The 25,754-nt window shown below is 37.9% G+C and carries 27 protein-coding genes; 15 read left to right on the forward strand and 12 right to left on the reverse strand.

What is annotated here, in order from left to right; all coding sequences use genetic code 11:
• Positions 1-281 precede the first annotated feature (281 nt).
• The 4 genes from ESZ26_RS00950 (at position 282) to ESZ26_RS00965 (ending at position 4,907) form a co-directional block, all read left to right on the forward strand.
• Positions 282-1,208, forward strand: a complete 927-nt coding sequence (locus ESZ26_RS00950) for a porin (protein WP_146796258.1) — start codon at positions 282-284, stop codon at positions 1,206-1,208.
• Positions 1,209-1,376: 168 nt separating this feature from the next.
• A complete protein-coding gene (gene phoB / locus ESZ26_RS00955; RefSeq protein WP_146796261.1) occupies positions 1,377-2,078 on the forward strand; it encodes a phosphate regulon transcriptional regulator PhoB in 702 nt (233 codons plus the stop codon).
• A gap of 48 nt (positions 2,079-2,126) precedes the next feature.
• Positions 2,127-3,422, forward strand: a complete 1,296-nt coding sequence (gene phoR / locus ESZ26_RS00960; RefSeq protein ID WP_146796264.1) for a phosphate regulon sensor histidine kinase PhoR — start codon at positions 2,127-2,129, stop codon at positions 3,420-3,422.
• A gap of 519 nt (positions 3,423-3,941) precedes the next feature.
• Entirely contained in the window at positions 3,942-4,907 is a 966-nt protein-coding gene (locus tag ESZ26_RS00965) for a PstS family phosphate ABC transporter substrate-binding protein (protein WP_146796267.1), read from the forward strand.
• Between the two features lie 319 nt (positions 4,908-5,226).
• Here the strand turns inward: ESZ26_RS00965 and ESZ26_RS00970 are convergent, their stop codons facing one another.
• From ESZ26_RS00970 to ESZ26_RS00985, 4 genes are all read right to left on the reverse strand, one after another.
• On the reverse strand, positions 5,227-5,724 hold the full coding sequence (locus tag ESZ26_RS00970) for a glycine cleavage system transcriptional repressor (protein WP_146796269.1): 498 nt from the start codon (positions 5,722-5,724) through the stop codon (positions 5,227-5,229).
• A 36-nt stretch (positions 5,725-5,760) separates the two neighbouring features.
• Positions 5,761-6,141 (reverse strand): PilZ domain-containing protein, encoded by a 381-nt coding sequence (locus tag ESZ26_RS00975; protein ID WP_146796272.1) that lies wholly within the window; start codon positions 6,139-6,141, stop codon positions 5,761-5,763.
• 160 nt (positions 6,142-6,301) lie between these two features.
• Positions 6,302-7,981, reverse strand: a complete 1,680-nt coding sequence (ettA, locus tag ESZ26_RS00980) for an energy-dependent translational throttle protein EttA (RefSeq protein ID WP_146796275.1) — start codon at positions 7,979-7,981, stop codon at positions 6,302-6,304.
• Positions 7,982-8,222: 241 nt separating this feature from the next.
• Positions 8,223-9,539 carry a leucine-rich repeat-containing protein kinase family protein gene (locus ESZ26_RS00985; protein WP_146796278.1) on the reverse strand — a complete coding sequence of 439 codons (1,317 nt, stop codon included), beginning with the start codon at positions 9,537-9,539 and terminating at the stop codon, positions 8,223-8,225.
• A gap of 175 nt (positions 9,540-9,714) precedes the next feature.
• On the opposite strand from ESZ26_RS00985, the gene ESZ26_RS00990 reads away from it, so the two are divergent.
• Positions 9,715-10,170, forward strand: coding sequence for a hypothetical protein (locus ESZ26_RS00990; protein ID WP_146796281.1), 456 nt, complete (start codon positions 9,715-9,717; stop codon positions 10,168-10,170).
• Between the two features lie 189 nt (positions 10,171-10,359).
• On the forward strand, positions 10,360-11,961 hold the full coding sequence (locus tag ESZ26_RS00995; RefSeq protein WP_146796284.1) for a protein adenylyltransferase SelO: 1,602 nt from the start codon (positions 10,360-10,362) through the stop codon (positions 11,959-11,961).
• A 127-nt stretch (positions 11,962-12,088) separates the two neighbouring features.
• Here the strand turns inward: ESZ26_RS00995 and ESZ26_RS01000 are convergent, their stop codons facing one another.
• From ESZ26_RS01000 to ESZ26_RS01010, 3 genes are all read right to left on the reverse strand, one after another.
• The gene (locus ESZ26_RS01000) at positions 12,089-13,270 is read right to left on the reverse strand and encodes a chorismate mutase (RefSeq protein WP_146796287.1); all 1,182 of its coding nucleotides are present in this window, start codon (positions 13,268-13,270) and stop codon (positions 12,089-12,091) included.
• A gap of 199 nt (positions 13,271-13,469) precedes the next feature.
• Positions 13,470-13,862, reverse strand: coding sequence for an MAPEG family protein (locus ESZ26_RS01005; RefSeq protein WP_146796290.1), 393 nt, complete (start codon positions 13,860-13,862; stop codon positions 13,470-13,472).
• A gap of 52 nt (positions 13,863-13,914) precedes the next feature.
• Positions 13,915-16,326, reverse strand: coding sequence for a penicillin acylase family protein (locus ESZ26_RS01010; protein ID WP_146796293.1), 2,412 nt, complete (start codon positions 16,324-16,326; stop codon positions 13,915-13,917).
• 182 nt (positions 16,327-16,508) lie between these two features.
• Between ESZ26_RS01010 and ESZ26_RS01015 the strand changes: the two genes are divergently transcribed.
• From ESZ26_RS01015 to msrQ, 4 genes are all read left to right on the forward strand, one after another.
• Entirely contained in the window at positions 16,509-17,060 is a 552-nt protein-coding gene (locus ESZ26_RS01015; RefSeq protein ID WP_146796296.1) for a DUF2058 domain-containing protein, read from the forward strand.
• A gap of 124 nt (positions 17,061-17,184) precedes the next feature.
• Positions 17,185-17,547 (forward strand): glutaredoxin family protein, encoded by a 363-nt coding sequence (locus ESZ26_RS01020; RefSeq protein ID WP_146796299.1) that lies wholly within the window; start codon positions 17,185-17,187, stop codon positions 17,545-17,547.
• A gap of 102 nt (positions 17,548-17,649) precedes the next feature.
• Positions 17,650-18,669 carry a protein-methionine-sulfoxide reductase catalytic subunit MsrP gene (gene msrP / locus ESZ26_RS01025; protein WP_146796302.1) on the forward strand — a complete coding sequence of 340 codons (1,020 nt, stop codon included), beginning with the start codon at positions 17,650-17,652 and terminating at the stop codon, positions 18,667-18,669.
• An 80-nt stretch (positions 18,670-18,749) separates the two neighbouring features.
• Positions 18,750-19,343, forward strand: a complete 594-nt coding sequence (gene msrQ, locus ESZ26_RS01030) for a protein-methionine-sulfoxide reductase heme-binding subunit MsrQ (protein ID WP_146796305.1) — start codon at positions 18,750-18,752, stop codon at positions 19,341-19,343.
• Positions 19,344-19,630: 287 nt separating this feature from the next.
• On the opposite strand, the gene ESZ26_RS01035 is transcribed toward msrQ, so the two are convergent.
• Positions 19,631-19,909, reverse strand: coding sequence for a peptidylprolyl isomerase (locus ESZ26_RS01035; protein WP_070375959.1), 279 nt, complete (start codon positions 19,907-19,909; stop codon positions 19,631-19,633).
• 251 nt (positions 19,910-20,160) lie between these two features.
• On the opposite strand from ESZ26_RS01035, the gene ESZ26_RS01040 reads away from it, so the two are divergent.
• Both ESZ26_RS01040 and ESZ26_RS01045 read left to right on the forward strand, forming a co-directional pair.
• Positions 20,161-21,054, forward strand: coding sequence for a hydrogen peroxide-inducible genes activator (locus ESZ26_RS01040; protein WP_146796308.1), 894 nt, complete (start codon positions 20,161-20,163; stop codon positions 21,052-21,054).
• A gap of 173 nt (positions 21,055-21,227) precedes the next feature.
• Positions 21,228-21,599 (forward strand): hypothetical protein, encoded by a 372-nt coding sequence (locus tag ESZ26_RS01045; protein ID WP_146796310.1) that lies wholly within the window; start codon positions 21,228-21,230, stop codon positions 21,597-21,599.
• Between the two features lie 46 nt (positions 21,600-21,645).
• On the opposite strand, the gene ESZ26_RS01050 is transcribed toward ESZ26_RS01045, so the two are convergent.
• Genes ESZ26_RS01050 through ESZ26_RS01065 form a run of 4 tightly spaced genes read right to left on the reverse strand, consistent with a single transcriptional unit; the run spans position 21,646 to position 23,999 of the window.
• Positions 21,646-22,041: a CBS domain-containing protein gene (locus ESZ26_RS01050; protein WP_146796313.1), complete on the reverse strand. Its 396-nt coding sequence runs from the start codon at positions 22,039-22,041 to the stop codon at positions 21,646-21,648.
• Complete coding sequence (locus ESZ26_RS01055; protein WP_070375962.1) at positions 22,038-22,388, reverse strand: P-II family nitrogen regulator; 351 nt, start codon at positions 22,386-22,388, stop codon at positions 22,038-22,040. The genes ESZ26_RS01050 and ESZ26_RS01055 overlap by 4 nt, the downstream gene beginning before the upstream one ends.
• A 4-nt stretch (positions 22,389-22,392) precedes the next feature.
• On the reverse strand, positions 22,393-23,262 hold the full coding sequence (locus ESZ26_RS01060) for a DUF1538 domain-containing protein (RefSeq protein WP_146796315.1): 870 nt from the start codon (positions 23,260-23,262) through the stop codon (positions 22,393-22,395).
• The gene (locus tag ESZ26_RS01065; protein WP_146796318.1) at positions 23,262-23,999 is read right to left on the reverse strand and encodes a DUF1538 domain-containing protein; all 738 of its coding nucleotides are present in this window, start codon (positions 23,997-23,999) and stop codon (positions 23,262-23,264) included. Before ESZ26_RS01065 ends, ESZ26_RS01060 begins: the two co-directional genes overlap by 1 nt.
• 287 nt (positions 24,000-24,286) lie before the next feature.
• On the opposite strand from ESZ26_RS01065, the gene ESZ26_RS01070 reads away from it, so the two are divergent.
• From ESZ26_RS01070 to ESZ26_RS19405, 3 genes are read left to right on the forward strand one after another with little or no spacing between them, the layout of a single operon-like run.
• Complete coding sequence (locus ESZ26_RS01070; protein ID WP_146796321.1) at positions 24,287-24,664, forward strand: PA2779 family protein; 378 nt, start codon at positions 24,287-24,289, stop codon at positions 24,662-24,664.
• Between the two features lie 40 nt (positions 24,665-24,704).
• Positions 24,705-25,244: a PA2778 family cysteine peptidase gene (locus ESZ26_RS19400; protein ID WP_223271660.1), complete on the forward strand. Its 540-nt coding sequence runs from the start codon at positions 24,705-24,707 to the stop codon at positions 25,242-25,244.
• 13 nt (positions 25,245-25,257) lie between these two features.
• Positions 25,258-25,641, forward strand: coding sequence for a tetratricopeptide repeat protein (locus tag ESZ26_RS19405; protein ID WP_244947060.1), 384 nt, complete (start codon positions 25,258-25,260; stop codon positions 25,639-25,641).
• Positions 25,642-25,754 lie beyond the last annotated feature (113 nt).

The raw sequence follows: 25,754 nt of genomic DNA on the forward strand, positions 1-25,754 counted from the left end.
TAGGTTAAAAGTATTTTCTGCTATATGAATGATTTTTATTCAATATAAGGTGTTTTTATCTCTTTGCAAAGGTAATAACGTTTATCTTTTAAATTGCAGTAGCTAATACGAAGTATTTCTTAGTAAAATTAAGATAAATTTATAAAATTGTCATAAACTTTTAAAAAAAGATTCATACTGTCACAAAAGTGTCATATAAATTAGGCAGAATATGCGGCAAATAATCAGTTAATTTTAATCGTTCTTAACATAAATAATTTTGACATCGATAAGGTATACATATGAAACTTTCTTATAGCATTCTTGCTGCGGCATTATTATCAACTCTTTCTGTATCAGCATCTGCTGGTGATGTTGATATTTATGGTAAAGCCAATGTTACCGTTCAATCATCAGACGACGGCACTGGCTCTTACTCTGAAATTAAAAGTAACGCTTCACGTATTGGTTTTAAAGGTGGTCAAGATTTAGGTAATGGCCTTGAAGTTATTTTTAAAGCAGAGTTTCAAGTGGACCTTGATGGCGACAGTGACAAGGGTAATAGCATTACTGACCGTAATCAATACATAGGTTTAAAAGGCAACTTTGGTGAAGTATTGTTAGGGATTAACGATACGGTATTAAAGCAGTCACAAGGCAAGGTAGATTTATTCAGTGATTTAAACGGCGATATTAAGCAGCTTTGGAAAGGTGAGAACCGCATGAGTGACACGGTTACTTATAAATCACCTAAGGTTAACGGTTTTCAATTGGGTGTTACTTATATTGCAGAAGATGCTTTAGATGGACAAGATGGCACCTCAATGGCTCTTTTTTATGGCGATAAAGCGCTTAAAAAATCTAAAATTTATGCTGCTATCGCGGTAGATTCAGAAGTAAAAGGTTATGATGCGGCCCGTTTAACTGTCCAGGGTAAGCTCGCTGGTTTTACGTTAGGTGCTATTGTTCACAGACAAGAAAAAGTTTCTGATGGCAGTGATGTCGAAGGTTTCTTATTTTCAGCAAAATACGGTTTTGATAAGATTACGGTTAAAGGACAAGTACAAACGGCTAATTATGATGGCGGTGATCACCGTTCAGGTATGACAGTTGGCGCTGATTACGCATTAGCTAAAAGTACTAAACTTTTCGCTTTTTACACGAGTTTTGATATAGATAATGAAGCTGATCAAGATTACTTGGCGGCGGGTATAGAATACAAGTTTTAGTTAATCGCTATATAGTGATGATAAAAAGCGACTTTTTGGTCGCTTTTTTTATAACTAGCTTTTTGCATGAAGATAAATGAATTAAACTTGTTGTGTGTAATATAAATGTCATAAATAGTTATCACAATGGTCAACAAGTAAAGTGTAGTTAGACAACGGGAAGTTTACATGAATAGACAAATATTGGTTGTTGAAGATGAAGCGCCGATCAGGGAAATGATTACTTTTGTATTAGAGCAAAATGGCTTTAATGCTATTGAAGCAGAAGACTACGAACAGGCTAAAGCAAAGATTGTTGAGCCGTATCCTGATTTGATTTTACTCGATTGGATGTTGCCAGGAGGTACAGGTGTTAAACTGGCTAAGTCATTAAAACAGAATGAATATACGCGCTCTATTCCTATTATAATGTTAACTGCTCGTGCCGATGAAGATGACAAAGTTAAAGGTTTTGATGCCGGCGTTGATGATTATGTCACCAAACCCTTTTCACCAAAAGAACTTATCGCACGTATCAAAGCCGTTATTCGCAGAGTTTCCCCTACGGCGCTTGAAGAAGCCATTGAATTTCATGGTATGAAACTTGATCCCATTGCCCATCGTGTTTCAATTAACGACAGATCACTTGAACTAGGGCCGACAGAGTTTCGTTTATTACACTTTTTTATGACCCATACCGAGCGTGTTTATAGCCGTGAACAATTACTTGATAATGTTTGGGGTACCAATGTTTATGTAGAAGACCGCACGGTAGATGTTCATATTAGACGATTACGTAAAGCAATTACTGGCGAAGGGCATGAAGATTTTATTCAAACCGTTCGAGGCTCTGGCTACCGATTCTCTGGAAAGCTTAAAACGAGTGTGTAATATATAAGTATGCATTTTATTATTATTTATAGGTAAAAACGACTCACTATGTATTTTCGTTTATCCGTAAAAAGTATTATCACGCGTTTATTGACTATATTGTCGATAAGCGCGTGCTTTGGTTTTTTAATTGGCCAAACTCTCTTAGTGCTCTGTATCAGTACGCTGGTTATTTTATGTTGGCACTATCATCACTTACTTAAATTGATTAAATGGCTGTGGCGCAGTAAGTCACTTTCTCCTCCGCAATCTGAAGGTATTTGGGGAAAAATATATGATGGCTTGTATCGACAGATCAGGCAGCACCGTCACAAACAAAAACAACTAAACGAGAGAATTAGAAAATTCAGGGATGGTGCTGAAGCATTACCTGATGCTGCTTTGGTCTTGTCCGATGAACTGACTATTTTGTGGGGCAATAAAAAAGCTCAACGTATTTTAGGCATTCGTTGGCCTAGTGATGTTGGTCAACGCATTGATAACCTTATTCGTTTTCCTGAGTTCTCTAAGTATCTAGAGTTAGGTAATTTTGAACAGCCTTGTCATATCATTTCACCTATTAACAGCGAGTTACAGTTAGAACTACGTTTAATGGCTTATGGAAGTGACCAAGTACTCTTTCTTGCCCGAGACGTCAGTAAAATTAAAAGATTAGAAGAAATGCGGCGTGACTTTGTTGCCAATGTTTCTCATGAACTCAAAACACCGCTGACGGTGGTGCGTGGTTATGTCGAAATGATACTGACCACTGAGCATGCGCTCGAGCCTCATTGGCAAAAAGCTTTTACTACTATCGAAACTCAAGTATCACGGATGGACCGTTTAGTAGAGCAGTTATTGGTTTTATCTCGAGTAGAAAATCACGCCGAGGAAGAAAATAAACAACTGGTTGATATGCCTAAACTGATTAAAACATTGGTCGACGATGCCACTTGGCTTAATCAAGAGAAACAGCATAAAATTACCGCTGATCTTAGCGATGATTTATGGATTGAGGGCATAGATACTGAATTGAAAAGTGCTTGTGTTAACTTAATATCGAATGCGATTGCTTATACGCCTGCGCATGGTTCTGTGCACATTGTATGGCAACGAAGTGGTAACAAGGCTAAATTTTCCGTTAAAGATAATGGTCCAGGTATTCGTCCGGAGCATGTTAACCGGATCACCGAGCGGTTCTTTAGAGTAGACAAGTCACGTTCTCGTGATACCGGTGGTTCAGGGTTAGGCTTATCAATTGTTAAGCATGTTTTACATCATCATAGTGCCGAGTTAGCCATTGAAAGCCAGTGGGGCAAGGGCAGTGAATTTATTATTTACTTTGAAGCATTAAATAAAAAATAATTTTATTACAGAGTCTGTTTTCATTAGCGAATAAAGTGCTCGTAGCGCTTTATTCGCTAAACCCCTATCCACCAAAGTTAACTGTAACTTAAGCTTAAGCCGGTTCTCATCAATATCTCTGCGCTTTACTGATGGAAAAACTGGTTCTACATTCGCTGTATTTTCATTAGCAACATAATCATTGTTTTCATATTATATCTGAATGGGTGCTTTAACCTTTTTCGCTCTAATGATGAGCACTCTGATTTGATTTTTTATTTCGCGCTTCACAGCATGCCTTAGTAAAGCTAATTGTTATAAAACTGTAGCTAGCACGTAACTATTAGTTTTCATCTATCAGTGAGTGAGAAAAAATTCAATTAATATCGTTTATATACCTATATATGCAGCACTGTAATATAAGTGTCATAAACCTTAAATATAATTGTCACATAAGCTTTATATAGTGTTCACAAATTAATTAGCCCCAAACAAATTAATAATAATTTAATTGGGACAACACTCTCAGTGGAGAATAACATGGGTTTTAAACGTGCTTTAGGCGTTATAGGTTTAGCAAGCTTGGTGAGTTTCTCATCATTAGCAATGGATAAAGATTTACCTGAATATAAAAAAGTCAGTGGTATTTCAGGTAACTTATCTTCAGTGGGTTCAGATACCTTAGCAAATATGATGACATTTTGGGCTGAAGAGTTCAAACGCACCTACCCAAATGTGAATATACAAATTCAAGCGGCCGGGTCATCTACTGCACCACCAGCATTAACAGAAGCCACTTCAAACTTAGGCCCAATGAGCCGTAAGATGAAGTCACGTGAAATAGAAGCATTTGAAAAACGTTATGGCTACAAGCCAATGGCTGTTCGTGTTGCTATTGATGCATTAGCGGTATTTGTGCATAAAGATAACCCTATTAAAGGATTACGTATTGACCAAGTCGATGCTATTTTCTCAAATAATCGCAAATGTGGTGCTAATAAAGATGCAGACCGTTGGGGTGATTTAGGTTTAACAGGTGACTGGGAAGGAAAAGATATTCAACTTTATGGTCGTAACTCAGTGTCGGGTACTTACGGTTACTTTAAAAAGAAAGCGCTTTGCAAAGGTGATTTTAAAAACACGGTTAATGAACAACCTGGCTCAGCTTCTGTCGTTCAATCCGTATCATCTTCATTAAACGGTATTGGATATTCTGGTATCGGTTATAAAACATCAGGTGTTCGTGCTTTAGCTTTATCTAAGAAAGGTGACAACTATGTTGAAGCTAATATGGCGAATGCTATCTCGAAAAAATACCCACTATCTCGTTTCCTATACGTTTATGTAAATAAGCACCCAAACAAACCATTAGCGCCAATGGATGCTGAATTCTTAACTATGGTACTTTCTCAATCGGGTCAAAAAATTGTTGAAAAAGATGGCTACATTCCATTACCGAACTCAGTTGTTCAAAAAGAATTGAAGAAACTAGGTATTACGCTTTAATAAAAATACCAGCTCATCTTTGAAAAGGCCTGACTGATGTCAGGTTTTTTTTACTATTTCACTCGTAAATGTTTAACGGTTATGGCAAGTTTTTGTCGACTTGAAGGCTGTCTTGGCTTAATACTCAGGCTATTTAGTTTAACCGGCATCAGTTTAAAGTGATTTTACTGGAGTTGACTGAAGGGCATTATCTTGTTTGCTAGGTTTTTATATCAGGGGTAAGCAAGTTAATGAATAAATGTCACGGTAATATCAAGCCCAAAGAAGCATTGATAAGTGGGCTAATAAAACCGCGCAGATTAAGTAAATATTTAGCAAACTAACGAGAAATATCAACCATTAAATCGTCAGCAAGATTCTCTAAGGCATTTATTAAGCTTGGTGTTTGTTCGTTATTAACGGCTAAGGTAATCTTCGCTTTAAATAGTGGCTGGCCAGTATGTGGTGCATTATCTTGCACGCTGACAAGCTTTATCATGTTACCCCCTTGATGGTGAATAACCGCTGATATCTCTTCTACAATTCCTTCTCGATCGTTTGCTGTTAGCTCTAAAACAACCGTAGACTCATTGCTTGTTTGGGCAGGTGTGGTTTTTTCGATAATTATTTTAAAACCGTCTAGTGCCTTAATCGCAGTGGTTAGCGCTTCACATTGCGCTTGCTCTACCGCTATTTCGAGTACACCCGCAAAGCAGCCTGATAAATGATGTAAACTACTGGTTTGCCAGTTACCTTGGTGTTGTTTAATGACTTTCGATAACGTTTCGACTAAACCTGGGCGGTCTTTGGTAATAAATGAAATAACTAAGTGATTCATAATGTTCCTTTATAAAAACAAGGTGATTTTATCGCCTTAAGCTAAGCGTGATAATTGTGATAGTTCTTTATGAAGCTGGCTTTCATCACCCAAATTTAATTCAACTAAACGTCTTAAATGAGTAACACTGTCAATATCGATGGCATTGCACTGTAAGCCTATTTCACATTGTAAACCTACTTTATCACTGACTTCATGCACGACAGCAATATGCATTTCAACGATTGATTCGCCATTCACTAAGTCAAAATGTAATAAGCCCAATTTACCCTTTAATGAGCTTTCAGCATTAGGCATAGTAACTAAGGCGCCATTAAGTGAAATGTCGTGGATAGTAACCGGATAATTCTGCTGTTCAACCTCTAATATCGCATTGATTGAAAACAAAATTCGAGTGAATTGACGTCTATTTTCCATTGCTAAAGTTCAAATAATGAATTGGTACTTTCAGCATAGCTCCCTTTTAGCAAAAAGGCACTTTATTCAGATGAATTTTTATAGATTCAAAGAAATAAAGTGCCGATAACTATTTAATAACTAATAGTAATTATTTAATAGCTTACTGCTAAGTATTAAGTTAGCCAATTTTTTTGTATCTAATTCTATGCGGCTCAGTAGCTGCAGGACCCAATGTTTTCTTTAACCAAGCTTCATAGTCAGTAAAGTTACCTTCATAGAAGTTAATTTTACCTTCATCACGGTAATCTAAAATGTGAGTTGCGATACGGTCAAGGAACCAACGGTCATGGGAAATAACCATAGCACAGCCGGGGAACTCTAATAACGCTTCTTCAAGCGCACGTAAGGTTTCAACATCAAGATCGTTGGTTGGTTCATCAAGCAGTAATACGTTACCACCGGTTTGTACCAGCTTAGCTAAATGAACTCGGTTACGTTCACCACCTGACAACTCACCGATGATCTTTTGTTGATCGTTACCTTTAAAGTTAAAACGGCTGACATAAGCACGGCTTGGAATTTCAAAATTACCAATTTGTAATATCTCATGGCCTTGAGATATTTCTTGGTAGACGGTTTTACTATTGTCCATGTCATCACGAAACTGATCAACACTGGCAAGTTTAACTGTATCTCCTAGCTCTACATTTCCTGAGTCTGGTTTTTCAGCACCCGACATTATTTTAAACAATGTTGACTTACCCGCACCGTTTGGCCCAATAATACCCACGATAGCGCCTTTTGGCACACTAAAACTTAAGTCATCAATCAGGACTCTGTCACCAAAAGATTTTGTTAAGTTATTAACATCTAAAACTTTATCACCTAAACGAGGTCCAGGTGGAATGTAAAGTTCGTTGGTCTCATTACGTTTTTGATGATCTTGACTATTAAGTTCTTCAAAGCGTGCCATACGGGCTTTACTTTTTGATTGACGAGCTTTCGGATTTGAACGCACCCATTCAAGTTCTTGCTTAATGGTTTTTTGTAGTGCACTTTCACCTTTACTTTCTTGTGCAAGACGCGCATCTTTTTGTTCTAACCATGAAGAATAGTTGCCTTCATAAGGAATACCATGTCCTCTATCAAGTTCTAAAATCCAACCCGCGACATTATCAAGGAAGTATCTATCATGGGTAATTGCTACCACAGTGCCTGGGTAATCGTGTAAGAAGCGCTCTAACCAAGCAACAGATTCAGCATCTAAATGGTTAGTTGGTTCATCAAGCAATAACATGTCTGGTTTTTCGAGCAATAAACGACAAAGCGCGACACGACGTCGTTCACCACCACTGAGTACCGCAATTTTTTGATCCCATTCAGGTAAGCGTAAAGCATCAGCCGCACGTTCTAAAACGTTATCAAGATTATGACCATCTTGCGCATTAATAATATCTTCTAAATCACCTTGTTCTTTGGCTAAGGCATCAAAATCTGCGCCTTCTTCGGCATATTCGTTATAGACTTGGTCTAAACGAGCCATAGCATTTTTAACTGTCGAAACCCCTTCTTCAACAGCTTCACGCACTGTTTGGCTTTCGTCAAGTTGAGGCTCTTGCGGTAAGTAACCAATTTTTGTACCGGCTAAAGACGTTGCTTCGCCTTCAAAATCTTTATCGACACCTGCCATAATACGAAGCAGCGTTGATTTACCTGAACCGTTTAAACCTAAAACACCAATTTTAACGCCAGGGAAAAATGAGAGACTAATATCTTTAAGTATCGTTCTTTTAGGTGGAACCACTTTTGATACGCGGTTCATCGACATGATAAATTTATCTGGTAATGGTTGTGCCATGGAAAACCTTATTATTTGAAGGAAAAATTATCTTGCCGATATTTTAGGTTAAAGGGGCTGGGCAAGCAAATGCGATTGAATTTTTTTAGTGCTGGTTTATAAAAAAATCGGTTTTCTGTGAATACACTGGCGTTAAAATAGAGCTCTTAAAGCCAGTTATTCGAGTGAATAAACAAAAGATTATATGTGTCCTTTGCTCTTACCGGCCGTGCGCTTAATAATATTAATTAAAAAAATCAGGTTAAACGTGTACTTTTAATTGCTCAACAATAGCGATAAAGGTTGGTCTTTTAAACGTATCAGCTTGCATACAAGACTCTTTTATTATCTCCAGAGCTTGATATTGCGCAGTGCTTTCTAATTGATAAGACAAAGGCAATAAATCATCTAATAAACAACCAAAAGCTCTCACTTCTATTGCTTGCATTGCTATTTGTTGTGTTTCAGGCAAAACCTTTAAATTAGAAGCAGCACCAAAGTCACCAAACAGCATATTTGCGTGTTCATCGACCATAGTATTGTGAGCATAGATGTCACCATGGCTGACCTTGTTTTCATGCAAGTGACGCAATGCATCAGCCATGCTCAGTACTATTCTTATTACCTCGCTTATTGTTAATGTTGCACCAATAGCAAATGTATCTCGAGTACAGGTTATTAATGATGGTGGTAAACCTAAGTTATAAAAGCGAGCTGGAATTAACTCCATGATTAAAGCAAGTTGCTCTTTCGACATGATTTTAGCTATCACTTTGATTAAGTTTTTATGTTCACCGGCTTGCAAGCAATTATTTAGTTCATCAATAGGGTAGCCATCACTGGTTATTTCACCTTTAAAGAGTTTTACCGCTATATCATCGTCGGAATCAATGGTGGTAGGTTTCGTTAACCATGCTGCTTGATAAATTACCCCTGATGCGCCTTCACCTAATTTTTGTTTTAGTTGAAAGTCTTGTGGTGAAATACTTGGCATCTGATCAGTGACGGGTTGAATATTATTGGCTAATTTATTACCCGAAAACGCCAGCCACGCCAAGCTGGGTAATTGGAAGAGCCAATCGGGAAGCATTGTTAATTGATTAGCTGAAAGGCGTATTAACGCTAAGTTTTTACAGTTTTTCATACTGTCGGGCAGTTGCTGTAATTGATTTCCGGCCAAGGCAAATTTTTGTAAACGGGTTAATTTACCCATTGAATGAGGTAATGCTGTAATTTTATTATCGGTTAATATCAACCAACGTGTTGTGATTGGCAGTACGTTTTCATCTATTTGACTTAATTGATTACCTTTAAAACTGATCATTTCTAACTGTGGACAAGCCGCCAATACCGCGGGAATGTTATTAAAGTTATTATTGGTCAAAAATAATATTCTTAGCTTTTGTAATGAAGAAAATTCAATAGGTAAAGCGCTTAATTGGTTACCAGATAAATCTAATACTTCAAGTGAGCTGGCTAATGAAAAAATTTGCTGAGGAAATTCAGTTAAATTTTCACTTAGTGTTAAATGAGTGATATCTGAATACTTACCTGAGTTGAGCTGGGCTAATGTTTGCAAGATAAAGCCTAATAGGGCGCTAAAAATTGCCGCTATTTTACCGGTAAAGTGAAATAAGCTAAAGGGCTATAATATTTTAAGCGTAATTATGGCTTCCTTGTGCGATTATTAATCCCTAATAGCTTTATTAACCCTAATTTAATCATTTATCCTTAGTGATAAAATAAGAGTGACCATGTATAAAATACAAAAAATAATGATTATAACAAGTGCTGTGATAGCTTTGTTCGTTGGCGTTTCAGTTAATGCACAGCAACAGCAACAAGATATCGAAAAAAACACTATAGTAACGTTTAAACAAGTCATGCAGGGATTGTTATCTGAAACCAAGATGATCACACAAGGTATTATTTTAGAAGACTTTAGCCTAGTTGAAAGTGCAGCAGAGGGGATTATTAATCACCCAAAACCGGCAATGTCGCAACGGAAAAAGTTGATGAAAGCCTTAGCAGCAAAAGTCGCTACCTTTAAAGGTTTTGACGAAGTTGTTCACGGTGGCGCCATCAAAATAAAGCAAGCTGCCGAGGATCAAAATATGGTTGTTATTGTCGCTGAATATCAAAAATTAATAATGGGTTGTCAATCTTGTCATACTACTTTTAAAGACGCACTGACCATAGCGTTGCAATAGTCAGAGCTAACTATTAGATGAGTATATATTATTTTTTAATAATATTTATCAGTGAATATATAAATAATTAATTCAAAGCTGACTAGGGTATAGCCCAAATCAGCTTTTTTGTTTGAAATGAAGATTGCAATATAGAAACTGACAGTCAATAATTCCCTTTCAATTCTATTTTCCAATCAGTCGCTTATTTTGTCTTACTTAGATTTCAATATTGAAAATAGCTTTTCTTCACAGTTACCTGAAGATTTAGAAGAGTCTATTTTTCCGCACCAAGTTCATGCCGCTGCTTTTTCTTGGGTAACGCCTAAAAGAACGTCAAATCCACAGTTGGTTACCAGTAGTCGTGATGTTGCCTCGATATTAGGGCTAAGTGAAGAGCAGCTTAAAAGTGATGAGTTTTTACAGTTGTTCACAGGAAACGTCGTGCCTGAAGGATTCGCTCCTTATGCGATGTGTTATGGCGGACACCAATTTGGTCATTGGGCAGGGCAATTAGGTGATGGCCGCGCTATTAACTTAGCCGAAGTCAATACCCCTTTACATGGCCATAAAGTTCTCCAGTTAAAAGGCGCAGGGCCAACCCCCTTTTCACGAACTGCTGACGGCTTAGCGGTATTACGCTCATCGGTACGAGAGTTCTTATGTTCAGAAGCTATGTTTCATTTAGGTATTCCTACAACCCGAGCACTGAGCTTATCGTTAACGGGTGATAGTGTTGTTCGAGATATGTTTTATAACGGCAATGCGAAAGCTGAATTAGGCGCTGTGGTCTGTCGAGTGTCTTCGTCATTTATGCGTTTTGGTAGTATTGAGCTGCCGGCTTATCGTAAAGACAAGGCGTTGTTAAAGCAACTCGTTGATTATTCAATTAAACGAGATTTTCCGCATTTATTAAATGACCATGAAAATGACTCGGTGCGACGTTACTTAGCTTGGTTTGATGAAATTGCTCAACGCACTTGTCGATTGATGGTGCATTGGATGCGAGTAGGTTTTGTTCATGGCGTGATGAATACCGACAATATGTCCTTAATCGGTGAGACAATTGATTATGGCCCTTATGGTTGGATTGATAATTTTGATTTGTCTTGGACACCTAATACCACGGATGCTCAAGGTAAGCGTTATAGTTTTGGTAAACAGGGTGAAATTTCACAATGGAACTTATTCCAGTTAGCAAATGCTATCTATCCATTGATTGAAGAATCTGCACCACTAGAAGTTGTCTTAAATAATTACAGTAAAACATATCAACAACAGTGGCATGAAATGATGTCGAATAAACTGGGTATTTCGGCTGAAGATATAAACCATAAAGCGGATACTGAATTGTTTTTAGCACTAGAAACTTTGTTGGGTGATATAGAAACAGACATGACTATTTTCTATCGTTTATTGGCTGACTTTAGTTATGACGAAAAAGTTAAAGCAAATAACGTCAATCATTTTGCCGATTGTTTCTATCTAGACGAGCAGTTAACGTCAGAGCATCAAGCACGTTTTTCTTCTTGGCTAGAAAGCTATGCTAATCGCATTCAGCACGACGAGAAAACAGCAGCGCAAAGAAAAACGGCGATGAATAACGTTAACCCTAAATATGTTTTGCGTAATTATTTAGCACAACAAGCAATTGAGCTGGCAGAGCAAGGTGATTTTAGTCAATTACATGAATTACAAAAGGTTCTGGAAAAACCTTATGATGAACAAGTTGAGTTTCATCATTACAGTGAGAAACGTCCTGAGTGGGCAAGAAATAAAGCGGGTTGTTCGATGTTATCGTGTAGCTCTTAAAACGTTGTTGAATAAGGCTTAAACTGAAACCTTACCGACCTTTATTTTTCATCAGGTCGCGTAAGGTGAGTTTTGTTTATGTAGAGACTTTATCAAAGCCATTAACTTAAAAGTTAAGTAACAACGGCTAAGCGTTTATCGCGCTACTCGGTACACTGGTTGGGCTAATATGTTCAATAGGATAACAACCTAATATTTTAATAAAGTTGGTAATTGAGGTTATTTCATTAATCGCCTCTTGCAGTACGGCACTCTTCAAATTTGCTTCAACATCAATATAAAACATTTCTTCCCATGGACGCCCTTGAATAGGTCTAGATTCAAGTTTGCACATGTTGATACCTTTTGCTTTTAAAATAATAAGACAGTCCACTAAGGCACCTGCTTTTTGTCCTGTTGCCAAAATCAAAGCCGTTTTAGCAGGAATTTGTTCAGCAACATCAATAGGCTTACGGGCGACTAGAATAAAGCGGCTGTGGTTTTCTGCTTGGTTAGCAATCGACTTTTCTAAAGCATGAAGTTTATAGAGGTGTCCGCCTTCTTCACTGCCAATAACCGCGACTGTTGGGTCTTGCAATTCATAAGCTTGGGCCATGGCATCCGCGGTACTGTCACAATATTCGATGCGAATATTTTTTTGTTTATCAAGAAAATTACTGCATTGAGTAAAGGGTTGTCCGTGCGCGTAAATGGTTTTTATTTTGCTGAGTTGGGTATTTACTGCGGTTAATAAGCAATGCTCAATAGGCTGAGTTATCTCACCAACAATGGATAAATTAGTGTGTTGCAGGGCGTCATAAACTTCGTTAATACTCCCTGAACTGGTATTTTCAATTGGCAGCATACCGTAATCTACATGGCCAGATTCGACTTGCTGCATAATTTCTTTGAAACTTTGGCAACCATATTCGTTGATTTTTGCTGCTCGGCGTGAAAAATATCGATGACTGGCTAAATAACTATAAGAACCTTTATTACCTAGAAAAGCGACACTAACTGTAGGCACTTGGATATTGGGGTTGGCCAATGTTTGTAAGTAGGCTTGTTGGTTTAAGACTGAATCTTCAATAATTGTTTGATAAACACTGGTGACATAGTGAGCGTCTAAACCGAGCACTTTACCTTGGTTAATTAACCGTATTAACAATTCTTGCTCGCGTTGTTGATCGCGAACGGGTCGTATTTGATGCGCCTTACTTTTTGCAACACTGAGAGTGAGAGAGCGGCGTTGAGCAAATAATTCTAATAATTGCTGGTCAAGTTTGGTTATTTTTTCACGAATTTTATTGAGATCTAAATCTTCACTCACAGTACTTCCACCCTATATTTTAATATTTCAGAAAATGGTTAAAAAGAAAGAATCCTGATGTTTTAGTAAAGGAAAGTCAGCAAGGCGACTAAAACATATAACAAGGATATATGGCATTACTGTAGCGAGGGGGAAGAAATTGTTCAAGCCTTTATTGCTAAAGGCTTGTATTAAAAAAATCTATATTAGCAATAGATGTTTAGCTTTGTGGGATACATTGCCAAATAATGGCAAAAGAGGAGACAGTTGCTACGCCCCAGACAATTGAACGCAGCAGTCCAATATTGAATAAATATAACAAGTTATAAGCTATTCGAGCGATTACATGGGTGATTGCTAATAATGCTACGCTGTCGGTAGCTGTATTTGTCACCATCGCCAGTAACACTGCGGGGACAAAAATTATCAGAGATTCAAAAGCATTTTGATGGGCTGCTAGCGCTCTTGCTCCAAAACCGGTTAGTTTTGCTTGTTGCGCACGCGGGTGGTTATTGTCATAACCATTGAGTTTATTCATCGCTATCGCGACAGGAACTTTGGCTAAATAGGGTAATAGGGTGGCAGCAAAAAAACACCAAATTAGAATAGTCATACTTTTCCTCTTTTTATATTATAAATATTGATTTTAAGGTTGAACACTTAGCTTAATAGCTCAGTAATGTCAGGGTATATTTCGTTTTACCTGGTAAGAAAGGTGAGGGTTTTCCTTGTACCCAATCATCATGACCTAAACCGTAGTATGGGCTCCATGGATGGCCAGACTGGCTGGTTGGCATATGCAATATTCCCGAGGCTTCGTGACCTGGTGAAACCACCATACGTTGAGAGGCGCCAAAAGATTTCCCTTGTACACGAGGCATATAGCTATCGCCGGCGAGTGGTATCGGCAACATATCTAACCAACGACCAATAAAGGGTATAGCATTACTGAGTGGGTGTTGTATTTTACTGGTATTTTGTTGTCCCCACGTCGCTTTGGCCAATGGTTGCTTTTGCGTCATATCGGTTAAGGTAGTGGTGAGTGCTTGTTCGAAAACTTTTTGCCAGTTATCTTCGGGCAACCATAAAAAGTTGGTTGGTTGTTGATTGATCATTTGCCAAAGCGGTGTTTCTACTTGGTGGCGAATGGTGTGAAAAGAGTAGCCATTATCTAAGTGAGTTAAGTTTTCGTTGAGTAGACTAAAAACATCATTGCGTACATTCAAGCGAAAATTGTTAACAAGGCGATAAGCAACTGAGTCTGTGCATGCACACAAATTATCAGTGTTGATGATTTCTTTCACAGCTTGCCAACTAGGGTGATTGATAATCATGTCTGGTGTTAGTATTTTATCGATTAAGAATTTCTGCCAGCGCTTTAAAAAAATGGCACGGTCGTCTAGCGCAATATCGAGTAAGTCTTGTTCTGAAAAGAGCTCTTTGCCAAGTAAGCCCTCTTTGATTTGTTGTGCTCTCGCGCCAAGTGCGTAACCGCCGTTGCCTATTTTTTCTAACATCTTACCGCCAACCACACGAGCATTTGCGGTCCATAAGCGATTATTTTGCGGATTTTTAATTTTAGGATACTGATCTGCTTTTAAATATCCCTGCCAATGATTGATACCATCGGCCCAATGTGTAGGCGTTTCGCCAAACGAAGAGGATTTTTTTGGAATAGGCCCCATTATTGTCCAGCCAATATTTCCTGCTTTATCTCCAACAACTAGATTCTGTGCTGGAATACCTGCCTGGTTAGCAATGTCAAATGCTTCATCAACGCTAGTCGCTAATTCGAGTTCAGTTTGGTGTAAATTTACGGCTTGTACATCATGAGCAACCCAGCGATAAGCTAATAATTGTTCGCTGTTGTTCGCCCCGATAACTGGCCCCCAAATTGTTTCTTTAACTATGATCTCTTGTGCATCTTGACCTTTTACCGCAATAACATGTTTATGTTCGGTAAAGTCTTGATAGCCTGCTGGTGTTAAGTACTGGCTGTTATCTGCATTGGTATCAAGAATAATAACATCGCTCCAATCGCCGTAACTATTAGTAAACCCCCATGCAATATTACCGTTACTACCCGTAATGATGTTAGGTGTTCCCGGGAGGGTTAGCCCTGTTACTTTGATGGCTTTATTGTTATTACTTTGATATTCAAAGGTCGCCCGAAACCAAGTGTTTGGTACGCGTATTCCTAAATGCATATCGTTAGCAACAATGGCACTGCCTGTTTTACTTATTTTCCCCGATACCGCCCAGTTGTTTGAACCAGGAAACTCTTCACCTTGATACCTTTTTTCAGGTAAGTTCGTTACTAAGTTTTGCACCGTATTAGCGGCCAGATTATCTTGTTCAGAGGATGCCGAAGGCCATGCACGTGTTGGCATTTTACTTGATGGATACTGACTACCATCGATGGCTGCATCCCAGATGCTGCCTTTAGGATTAAGAAAGTTAAAGACATCTTCACCTAAGGTGTTTTTTATATTGCCTAAGGTTCTTTCACGGTCGCCTGCCGCATATTGTAAGTCCATGTACATGCTTAACACGGTTAATATCGTATCTTCTTCCTGCCACGAAACGGGGGCTTGTTGAAGTAAAAGGTATTCAAAAGGAGGTGAGCTTAAATTATTTATGCCTTGGTTGACACCACGGGTATAGGCTTTTAGTAAAGCTAAATCTTTTTCAGGGAGTTGTGACACTATGACTCGGGCGCGCTCACGAAAACGATGACGGCGGATCTCTTTATCATGTGGTAAGGCTTTTTCGCCGAATAAGCTGGCCAGTTCGCCAGCTGAATTACGGCGCAGTAGGTCCATCTGAAAAAATCGCTCTTGGGCATGTATAAACCCTGTAGCAACTGCAACATCGTTACGCTTCTTCGCCTTTATGGTGACAATACCCTGACTATCGCGCTCAACAATGGCAGTATCACTCAAGCCAAGTAATGTTCGCTTTCCTTCAAGTACCGGTAATGCGCTATCAATTTGGCTGTAAATCCAAGTACCTAAACTTGTAATAACTAAAAATAAGATCAGTAAGAAACCAATTAATATATGTTTAATTCTATTCATAATGTGGAGTGTTTAGGATATTTAGACGTGCTAGATTACCTTATTATTTATAAAGTTAATATTTAATGATGGAAGATTATTATCGGTTTACGCATAAAGAAAAGCCGAGCTACTTTTTTATTGCTATTTTTCCCGATAGAATAGCAACAATTATTACTGATAAACCTAATTAAGGAGTTTGTATGGCATCTTTACAAGATCAGCTATTAAAAGCAGGCTTAACGACTAAGCAAAAAGCACGACAAGCAAATACAAGCCAGCGTAAATCAAACAAACAAAAACGCAGTGGTGTATCAAAAGATGAGAGTTTACAAGAGCAAGTCAAACAAGACTTAGCGAAAGCTCAAAAAGAAAAGTTAGCAAAAGATACCGCGCTTAATGAAGAGAAAAAGCAACAGCTCGCCAACAAAGAAAAAATGCTACGTATTCAACAAATACTCGAACATCATCAAATAAAAAATGTTGCCGGTGAAACTGAATATAACTACACCTTTAACAATAAAATTAAAAAGCTATTTGTTAACGCTGTTACCCATAGAGCTTTAGTTAACGGTCGATTAGCGGTTTGTGGGTTAACTGAACAGAGTTATTTAGTGACGGCTGAAACAGCAGCAAAAGTTGCGACTTTAGATGCTAGCGTTATTTTAGTACAAAATGACAAAGTTGAAAGTGAATCTATTGAAGCCGATGATCCCTATGCTGACTATCAAATTCCTGATGATATGATGTGGTAGATAAGCTATTTTTGCGAAATGAAGCAGTGCTAACAAAGTAGTTATGTTAAACTCGCGCAAAAGTAGAGTGGCTGTTTTTAGACAGTCTGGTGTTTTGTTTTTTTAAATAAAGAGAAGTTGATTTATGTTTATTGTTCGCTGGATTATTGGTCGTATTATCTTATTGTTAAATTTCGTTTTTTCACCGAGCGGTCCGAAAAGAACAGCTGAATTACAAGCTGAAATAGATACAAGTACACAACATTTGAGCTTATATCAATTACCCGCTTGTCCTTTTTGTGTGAAAGTTCGTCGTTCTATAAAACGTGATGGTTTAAATATCGAGTTACGTAATATTAACCAAAATGAAAATTATCGTGAAGAGTTAATCAAAGAGGGTGGTAAGCGTACTGTACCTTGTTTAAAAATTACCGACGAAAACAAAAAGGTTACTTGGTTATATGAATCGTCAGCTGTGGTTGATTACTTACACCAATTTGCCCGTTAATTTATAAATCAGTAATATTATTTTATAAATAATGAAGTATTTCTCTATTTTTCGGGTCTATTGGTTTATCGTTAGCTGATCAATAACCCGAGAAGTAGCCATATGTTAATTCAATCTCCTGAAAAATCTGTACTAAAAGAACATCAAGTTACCGACGAAAGTGTTTACTTAAAGCGTAGACAGCTCATTAAGCAAATGGGTTTTTTCGGTGCGGGTACTTTATTATCTTCAACTATAGCAAACACTACAAATGCTCAAGGTTTAGACTTCTTTTCATCAGCACCAGAAAAAACCTTTCAACGTTACCCCTTAACGTTTACGGCTGACGGTACTAATAATACTGAAGTGCTGACCCCTGAAGCTAAAGTGACCAGCCATAATAATTTTTATGAATTTGGTATAGGTAAAAGCGATCCCGTTAACAATGCACAAAACTTTAATATAAAACCTTGGCAGCTCACGATAAGTGGTGAATGTGACAAGCCTTATACTTTAGATTTAGATGATTTAACGAAAAGTTTTGCCCTTGAAGAGCGAATTTATCGACTGCGGTGTGTAGAAGCTTGGTCAATGGTTATTCCATGGGTTGGCTTTGAGTTATCAAAACTATTAAAAAAGGCACAGCCGAATTCTCGGGCTAAATATATTGCTTTTGAAACCTTGCACGACCCAGCACAAATGCCAGGACAAGCAAGTAGGCGAATGGGTGGCGGTATTGATTATCCTTATGTGGAAGGTTTACGTATTGATGAGGCGATGAACCCACTTACCCTAATGAGCGTTGGTCTCTATGGTAAAACATTACCAGCACAAAATGGCGCGCCAATACGTCTAGTGGTGCCGTGGAAGTATGGTTTTAAAAGTATTAAATCGATTGTTGCAATAAAGTTCGTTGAACATCCACCGGCGTCAACATGGAATATTTTAGCACCGAACGAATATGGCTTTTATGCCAATGTTAACCCTGAAGTTGACCATCCAAGATGGAGTCAAGCCAGTGAGCGAAGACTTACTTCTGGAGGATTGTTTGCTCGCAACCGTATCGATACTTTGCCTTTTAATGGCTACGGTGAACAAGTCGCAGGTTTATATAAAAACCTTGATTTACGGAAAAACTTTTAAAAATGGCGACAGAGTAAAGTCGCGAGCAGGGGGGTATTACCCCGCTAGTCTGTAGTAATAACTTGAGTCGTATCATCGCTATGAAGTATAAAGTTATTTTGTTTAAAATTTTTGTCCACCTCGCGGCTTTTTTGCCGCTAGCCAATGCTTATTATCTGGCTTTTACTGATCAACTAGGCGCTGACCCAGTTGAAGCCATTATTCATTTTACCGGTATTGGTGCATTTAATTTATTGCTGTTAAGTTTAATGATAACGCCTTTGAGTAAGCGCTTTAAAATATCAATATTATTAAAAGTTCGCCGATTAGTAGGCTTATATAGCTTTACTTATGCTTTCCTACATTTAACTAATTTTTTGGTATTTGAAGTGCAGTTTGATTGGTCACTATTTTTGAGTGAAATATTAGAACGCCCTTATATTACTATTGGTATGGCGGGGTTATTAATTTTGTTAACGCTCGCGATAACGTCAATTTCTCTATTAAGAAAAAAAATGGCTAAGAATTGGCAAAAACTTCATAACTGGGTATATTTAGCTGCTGTTCTTATTGGGATACATTTTTATTGGTCGGTAAAGTCTGAAATTATTGAACCGAGTATTTATTTATTTATTACTTTTATTCTTTTAGCGTTTCGCTTTAAAAAATTAAATAAGTGGATAAAAAAAGACTAATGTATCTAGGATACTCTTTTGTAACCTTAGCAAGAAAGATAACCGGTGGTTGCTTTCGGTTATTCGATATCCAGATTTCAACGACTGTGAAAATGTTGACTATTGGTGGGGTAGTATTATAAAGGTAACCACTACAGCAGCAGGTTTAGCAGATAATAATGATAAGCTTAACCAATAGCGCCTAATTGGGATTACAGATAAATAATTTGAAATCGATAAAGAAGTATCAATACTATAAGCTTTGTCATTGATAGCCTGCCTTTATCGATTTTTAAGCAGGCTGGGTCTTAAGAGCGAGCGGTAACTTCTAACAAATGATAACCAAATTGCGTTTTTACTGGTCCTTGAACCGTGTTTAAGTCAGCAGTGAAAACCACTTCATCAAATTCTGGCACCATCTGACCACGGCCAAATGATCCTAAATCTCCACCTTGCATTTTTGAAGGACAGTTTGAGTGCTCCTGCGCTACAACCGCAAAATCTGCTCCATCTTCGATTTGTGCTTTAAGCGTTAAACATTGCTCTTCTGTATCTACTAATAAATGACGTGCTGATGCTTGTGACATATTGCTTCCTATATGATGGTGTAAATTAATCCTCTAACTTTACCGTATCTTAAGAATAAATTAAAGAAATCGATGAATTGAATTAGTATTGATTGATTTCACACTCGGTTCATCAATTTTAAGATGATGCCAAAAATAATTTAATACCTCGGATTGATGCTAGGCATTATTTCAGTATTTGTAACATCCTAATCGTTTTATTTAATTGTTATGTGATAAATTAATCGTCATTATTTTTTGGATGTTGCCCTATGTTTTTACCTAACCTTAAGCATTTGCGCTATTTAATTGCGCTTTACCAAGAACAAAATTTTCATCGAGCTGCCAGTGCATGCTTTGTAAGTCAGTCAACGTTAAGCAGTGCTATTTTAAAATTAGAAGAGCAACTAAATTGTCAATTAATTGAACGAGACAACAAGTCTTTTTTATTTACCACCCAAGGTGTTGAAGTTGTTGAGAAAGCTCGACAACTATTAGTGTCGGCTAACGAATTAGTGAGCTTTGCAAAACAACAAGGTAGCGAGCATGCCGGCACAGTGCGTATTGGTTGTATTCCAACGATTGCGCCTTTCTTATTAACCGATTTTGTGCGGGGCTGTCAAAAAGAATTACCCGAGTTAGTCTTGTTTTTACGCGAAGATACCACTGCAAACCTAATGAATATGCTCAATAATGGTGAGATTGATCTGTTGATCTTAGCTTTGCCGATAGCGGTAAATAATTTTCACTGTCGATTAGTGGGGAAAGACCGATTTTTCATGGCGGGTAATAAAGCCCTGGTGAAGACATTTCAACAAACGGCCAGCTATAAACATTTACCTGAACAGAGTATCTTTTTATTGTCATCAGAGCATTGCCTCACTGAACATGCCTTGTCGGCTTGTAAACTTGCTGATAAATCCCGTATTCATTCTTTCTCAGCGTCAAGCCTGTCAACATTGGTGCAGATGACCGCTTTTCATCAAGGCTTTACTTTTTTGCCAGAAATGGCGGTAAAGAAAAATGTTGGGGAAAATGAAGGGCTTACCATTGCACCATTAGACCAAGATTATTATCGAGAAATTGGTGTGTTATGGCGGAAAACGTCAATGAGAAATGCTTTATATAATCAACTATCAGCGGTAATAACTGGCTTGTTAAAGTAATTCATCCGCGGAATTAACGGCTAATTGAGCTAATGGTAATGATGCATAGGCAATCTCTAAAAAAGGGCCACTTAACTATTTTTAGTTAAGTGGCCTTTTTTTGTTCTAGCATAAGTTAATTTTTAATCTGCTTGTTACTATGGTTGCGTTATCTTTATTTTAGGGAAACCCAGATGTTATTTTTGTATTTATATATTGGCTATTCTTTGGTTAAATTTTACTCGGTAGTCAATGTTCTGTCACAGCAAAGTCTTGCCTTGTCAGCGTTTGTATTTTCAATCGTGGTCTTTTTAATTTGGTCTTTTATCCCTGTACTGGGCTACTTGTTGGCTAAACTCATCGGAGCAAAAGGGCGGTCTAATGGCTATATTTTATTTATTATCGGTATCGGTGTTGGTTTATTAGAAAATGCTTTGTTTTATTTTAACATCCTCACACCATATCAAGGCGACATGGGGACATTAATTGTTATGGGGGTGTTCTTTATTACCGCTTATTTTTCTTTTAAAACGCCAAGAAACTTTGCTAAAAATAACAAAGTTTAATTAATAGAAAGTCTAAAGCATCACTTTAGACTTTCTTGCAGGGGCGTTACTCTACTTGGCTAAAAACCATATTGATGTAATCAACCATGCCAATAATTTCATTGTCTGCAACAACGGGTGCTAAATGAATACTAAAGCGTTCAAATAACCGAGCGCAATATCTTACGTCCATATTTGGGTCAACACTCAAGATAGGTTTTGCCATTATTTCATATAAGTTTACCCGTTCAGGGGAGCGGTCTTTTGCTAATACTTCTTTTGCTATATCAGCAAGCATCACTAAGCCGTATTCATCTTGTGGATGACGCTTATTAATAATTAATGCATTAACGTTATATTCTTTTGCTAATTTAATACCTTCAGCGACAGTCATCATGCCATCAGCAAATTGATAGTTATCAGTGGTCATTGCATCTTTAACTTGTACTAATTTATGGATCATAGCTCTTCCTCAACTTTACCTTTTAAGCGCTCTACTTGATGAGCTACGCCAACGGCATCTTCAACATTTAATTGAATCGCGATACCTTTGCCAGGATCTTGGTCAAAGCCAGCAATTTTACTGATCCGTTCTAAAATTTTTCTTGATAAATGTTCTTCAACAACAAAAAGTAATACGTCTCTTTGCGTCTCAAGTTGCATACCAAAAAAGGTTCGTTGGCGTTTAATACCTTCACCTCTGGCATTATTTATTATCGTTGCGCCAGTGGCTCCAGCCATTCTAGCGCCTTTCATGACTTCGTCTGTTACACCGTCGTCAACAAATGCGACAATTAGTTTGAATTGCATATGATCACCTGTTTCTTTTGTCGTGTTTCGAGCTTTTTAACGGCTCTTGTTTATTTTGTCTTAAACTACGTTTATTAATGTTAATGCGTTTTCTTTTTTCACCTTGGCGTTCAATTTGATGTGTTTTTGCTTGGGTTAGCTGTGCATAAGCCATAACAGCAATAATAGGAAATAAACTGGCAAAAGCGATTAAACCAAAACCGTCAATCAGTGGGCTACGCCCAGGAATTGTACTGGCTAAACCTAAGCCTAAAGCAGCTACTAAAGGTACTGTGACAGTTGACGTGGTTACACCGCCAGAGTCATAAGCGAGTGGTACAATTAACTTAGGGCAAAAAAAGGTTTGAATAACGACAACGACATAACCAGAGATAATATAGTAATGAATGGGATGACCAACCACAATGCGGTAACTGCCAAGGGCAATGCCAATAGCAACCCCGATCGCCACAGATATTCGTAAACTATTCGCTTTTATGGCACCACCAGAAACTTCTTCAGCTTTTATGGCTACAGCGATCAGTGAAGGCTCGGCAATCGTGGTACTAAAACCTATTGCAGCAGCAAAAATATAAACCCAAAGGTAATCTGACCAATGAATGCGGGTTAATACCTGTTCGCCAGCATGAATGAATTCTGGCGCTGTTAATTGTGTTGCCATCATTTTCCCTAAAGGAAATAAGGCTTTTTCTAGGCCAAGTAAAAATAAGGCTAAACCGATCAATACATAAATAAAACCAAAGCCAACTTGTTTAACATGCGGAATAGGTTTACGAATAACTAATAGCTGGAAACCTAAAATAATTGACAGTATTGGTAGTACATCAATAACAGTATTCTTTAAGGTAGTTAACAACTCAATAAGTAATGCCATTAACTGATCACCATGCCATAAATCATCACAAAAATCATCGGCGTTAATGAAGCCAGAGCGATTAGGCCGAAACCATCGGTCATCGGGTTTCTACCTTTTATTGCCGAAGCTAAACCAACACCCAACGCGGTGACTAAGGGAACGGTAATGGTTGAGGTAGTCACACCACCAGAGTCGTAAGCAATGCCGATTATCCAACTTGGGGCGATCATGGTCATCAGCACTACAAGCACATAGCCTCCTAAAATTAAGTATTGAATTGGCCAGCCACGGATAATACGTAATACACCGACCACGATTGCTAGACCCACAGCAAAAGCTACGGTAAAGCGTAGTCCATTAGCATAGGAAAGTTGCGCGGCTAAAGTATCATTAATAATGCCACCAGAGGCAGCGACACTTGCGGCCTCCTTGGCTACAGCAATTAATGAAGGCTCGGCAACTGTGGTGCCAAAACCCAAACAAAAAGCGAAGGTGAGTAGCCAACTTACGCTGCCTTTTTTTGCAAAAGCTTGTGCCATGGATTCGCCAATGGGAAATAGCCCCATCTCTAGACCATAAATAAAGAAAGTTAGGCCGAGCACAACCAATGCCAAGCCCACTAAAATGTCACCAATATTTGGCATTGGTTGTTGGAGGACAGCAAATTGAAAAAAAGCGATCACTAAAATTATCGGCAATAAGTCTTTGCAACTGCCGAGTAATGCTTTTAAGAAGACGATAAATTGTTGATTCATAAAAAGAGTGTGTTAGCTGGTTTATAGTATTATATAAAATGCTAAGACAATTACTTTGTGTTGAATCAAACTTATTGTTTTATTTAAATTTAAGCCTAGCACAACAGATTAACCTTATTGAACGTTAAGATTTAGGCTAATATTGTTAGGGCTTTCAATTATCTGTACTAGAGTCATATCACTGATGCATCAAAGGTTGGTGAATGCCTCAAACAATCAGCGGTTAGTCTTAAGCAGTATTATTTAATTTTACAAGTATCACTATTAATCATTTAGAGAGAAATAATATGAAAAAAATATCAATGGTATCCTGTGCAATATTTACTATGCTGTTTAGCATATCGAATGCTTTTGGTGCAGTGGTCCCATCAAGCAATGTTATTCAGCACCAGCAAGGTTTGTATAACACTCAACAGGTTTTAACCTTACTTGATGGCGCAGAAGTGCAGCAAAAATTAGTTTCTTTAGGGGTCGATTTAGCCGATGCTCGAACACGGGTAGCTAATATGACTCAACAAGAACTCAATACTTTTAACTCAACATTAAACGATATGCCTGCTGCTAGTGGTATTGTTGGCACTATTGTTACTGTGCTAGTGGTTTTAGCCGTTTTGGATGTAATGGGCGTAACTGATGTGTATTCATTCATTAGACCGATAAATTAAATTACTAGTGTTAAATTATACCTTTTTTAAAGCTGGCCTATTGGCCAGCTTTTTGTTTTTGGTCAATGGCTGCGCTGCGCCACCACAAAGTAAAGCACTCTTAGCTTCGCCACCTAATATTGCTGTTAAACATCAAATTAACAACGTGCCATTTTTCCCCAAAAAAGATTATTTTTGTGGCCCTGCAACCCTATCAGAAATATTCAATTATTACGGGGTGGAAAAAGATCAACAAAGCTTAGCGGCAGAATTGTTTATTCCAAAATTAAAAGGTAGCTTTCAAATTGAGATGGTTGCTGCTGCCCGGCAAGCTGGCTTTGTTGCCTATGCACAAGAAGGCAATTTAACTCAATTGTTGTCGTTAGTTAGCCAAGATATTCCTGTCGTTGTGTTGCAAAATGTCTCAGTACCCTGGTATCCGATGTGGCATTATGCCGTGGTTACCGGTTATGATTTAAAAAAACAACTCATTACCATGCATTCGGGGGAAATGGCTAATAGAGTTGCTGAGTTTAGTGTTTTTGAAAGAACATGGGCTAGGGGGGAAGTATTGGTTTTTAGCTGCGCTCCCGCCGACTAAAACCAGTCAATATTTGAAACCCTTTATTTACACACGTGCTGCTCAAGATTCAATTTCAGTGGGAAAAACTTCAGCAGGCATAACTGCGCTTACCCATGCAACCAAACGATGGCCAGATTATTGGCTACCCTATTTTTTATTAGATAATTATTTTTTAAACCATGATCTAAATCTAGCAAACTTTTGGTATCGACAAGGCTATGAATTAGCGACACAAGAGTCGGCTTACCTCAATAATTATGCTTATGCATTAAATGCGATAGGCTGTAACAAATTGGCAAAACAAACTATTAAACAAGCATTAATACTCGCACCGAAAGACGCTAATATTATTGATACTCAACAAGCGATTTATAACAGTACAGGCACAGTACAATGTTCGGTTTTATCTATTTAAGTTCATTAAGAATAGCGATAGTTACCCAAGTGGTTAGCTAATGGTGAAGTCTATTTTGCATCGAAGTAATTAAAGTTAATTTCATTGGTTTAAGATGTTAAATTTAGACTTTT

This window comes from Colwellia hornerae (genome assembly GCF_007954355.1).
Taxonomy (GTDB): Bacteria; Pseudomonadota; Gammaproteobacteria; order Enterobacterales; family Alteromonadaceae; genus Colwellia_A; species Colwellia_A hornerae.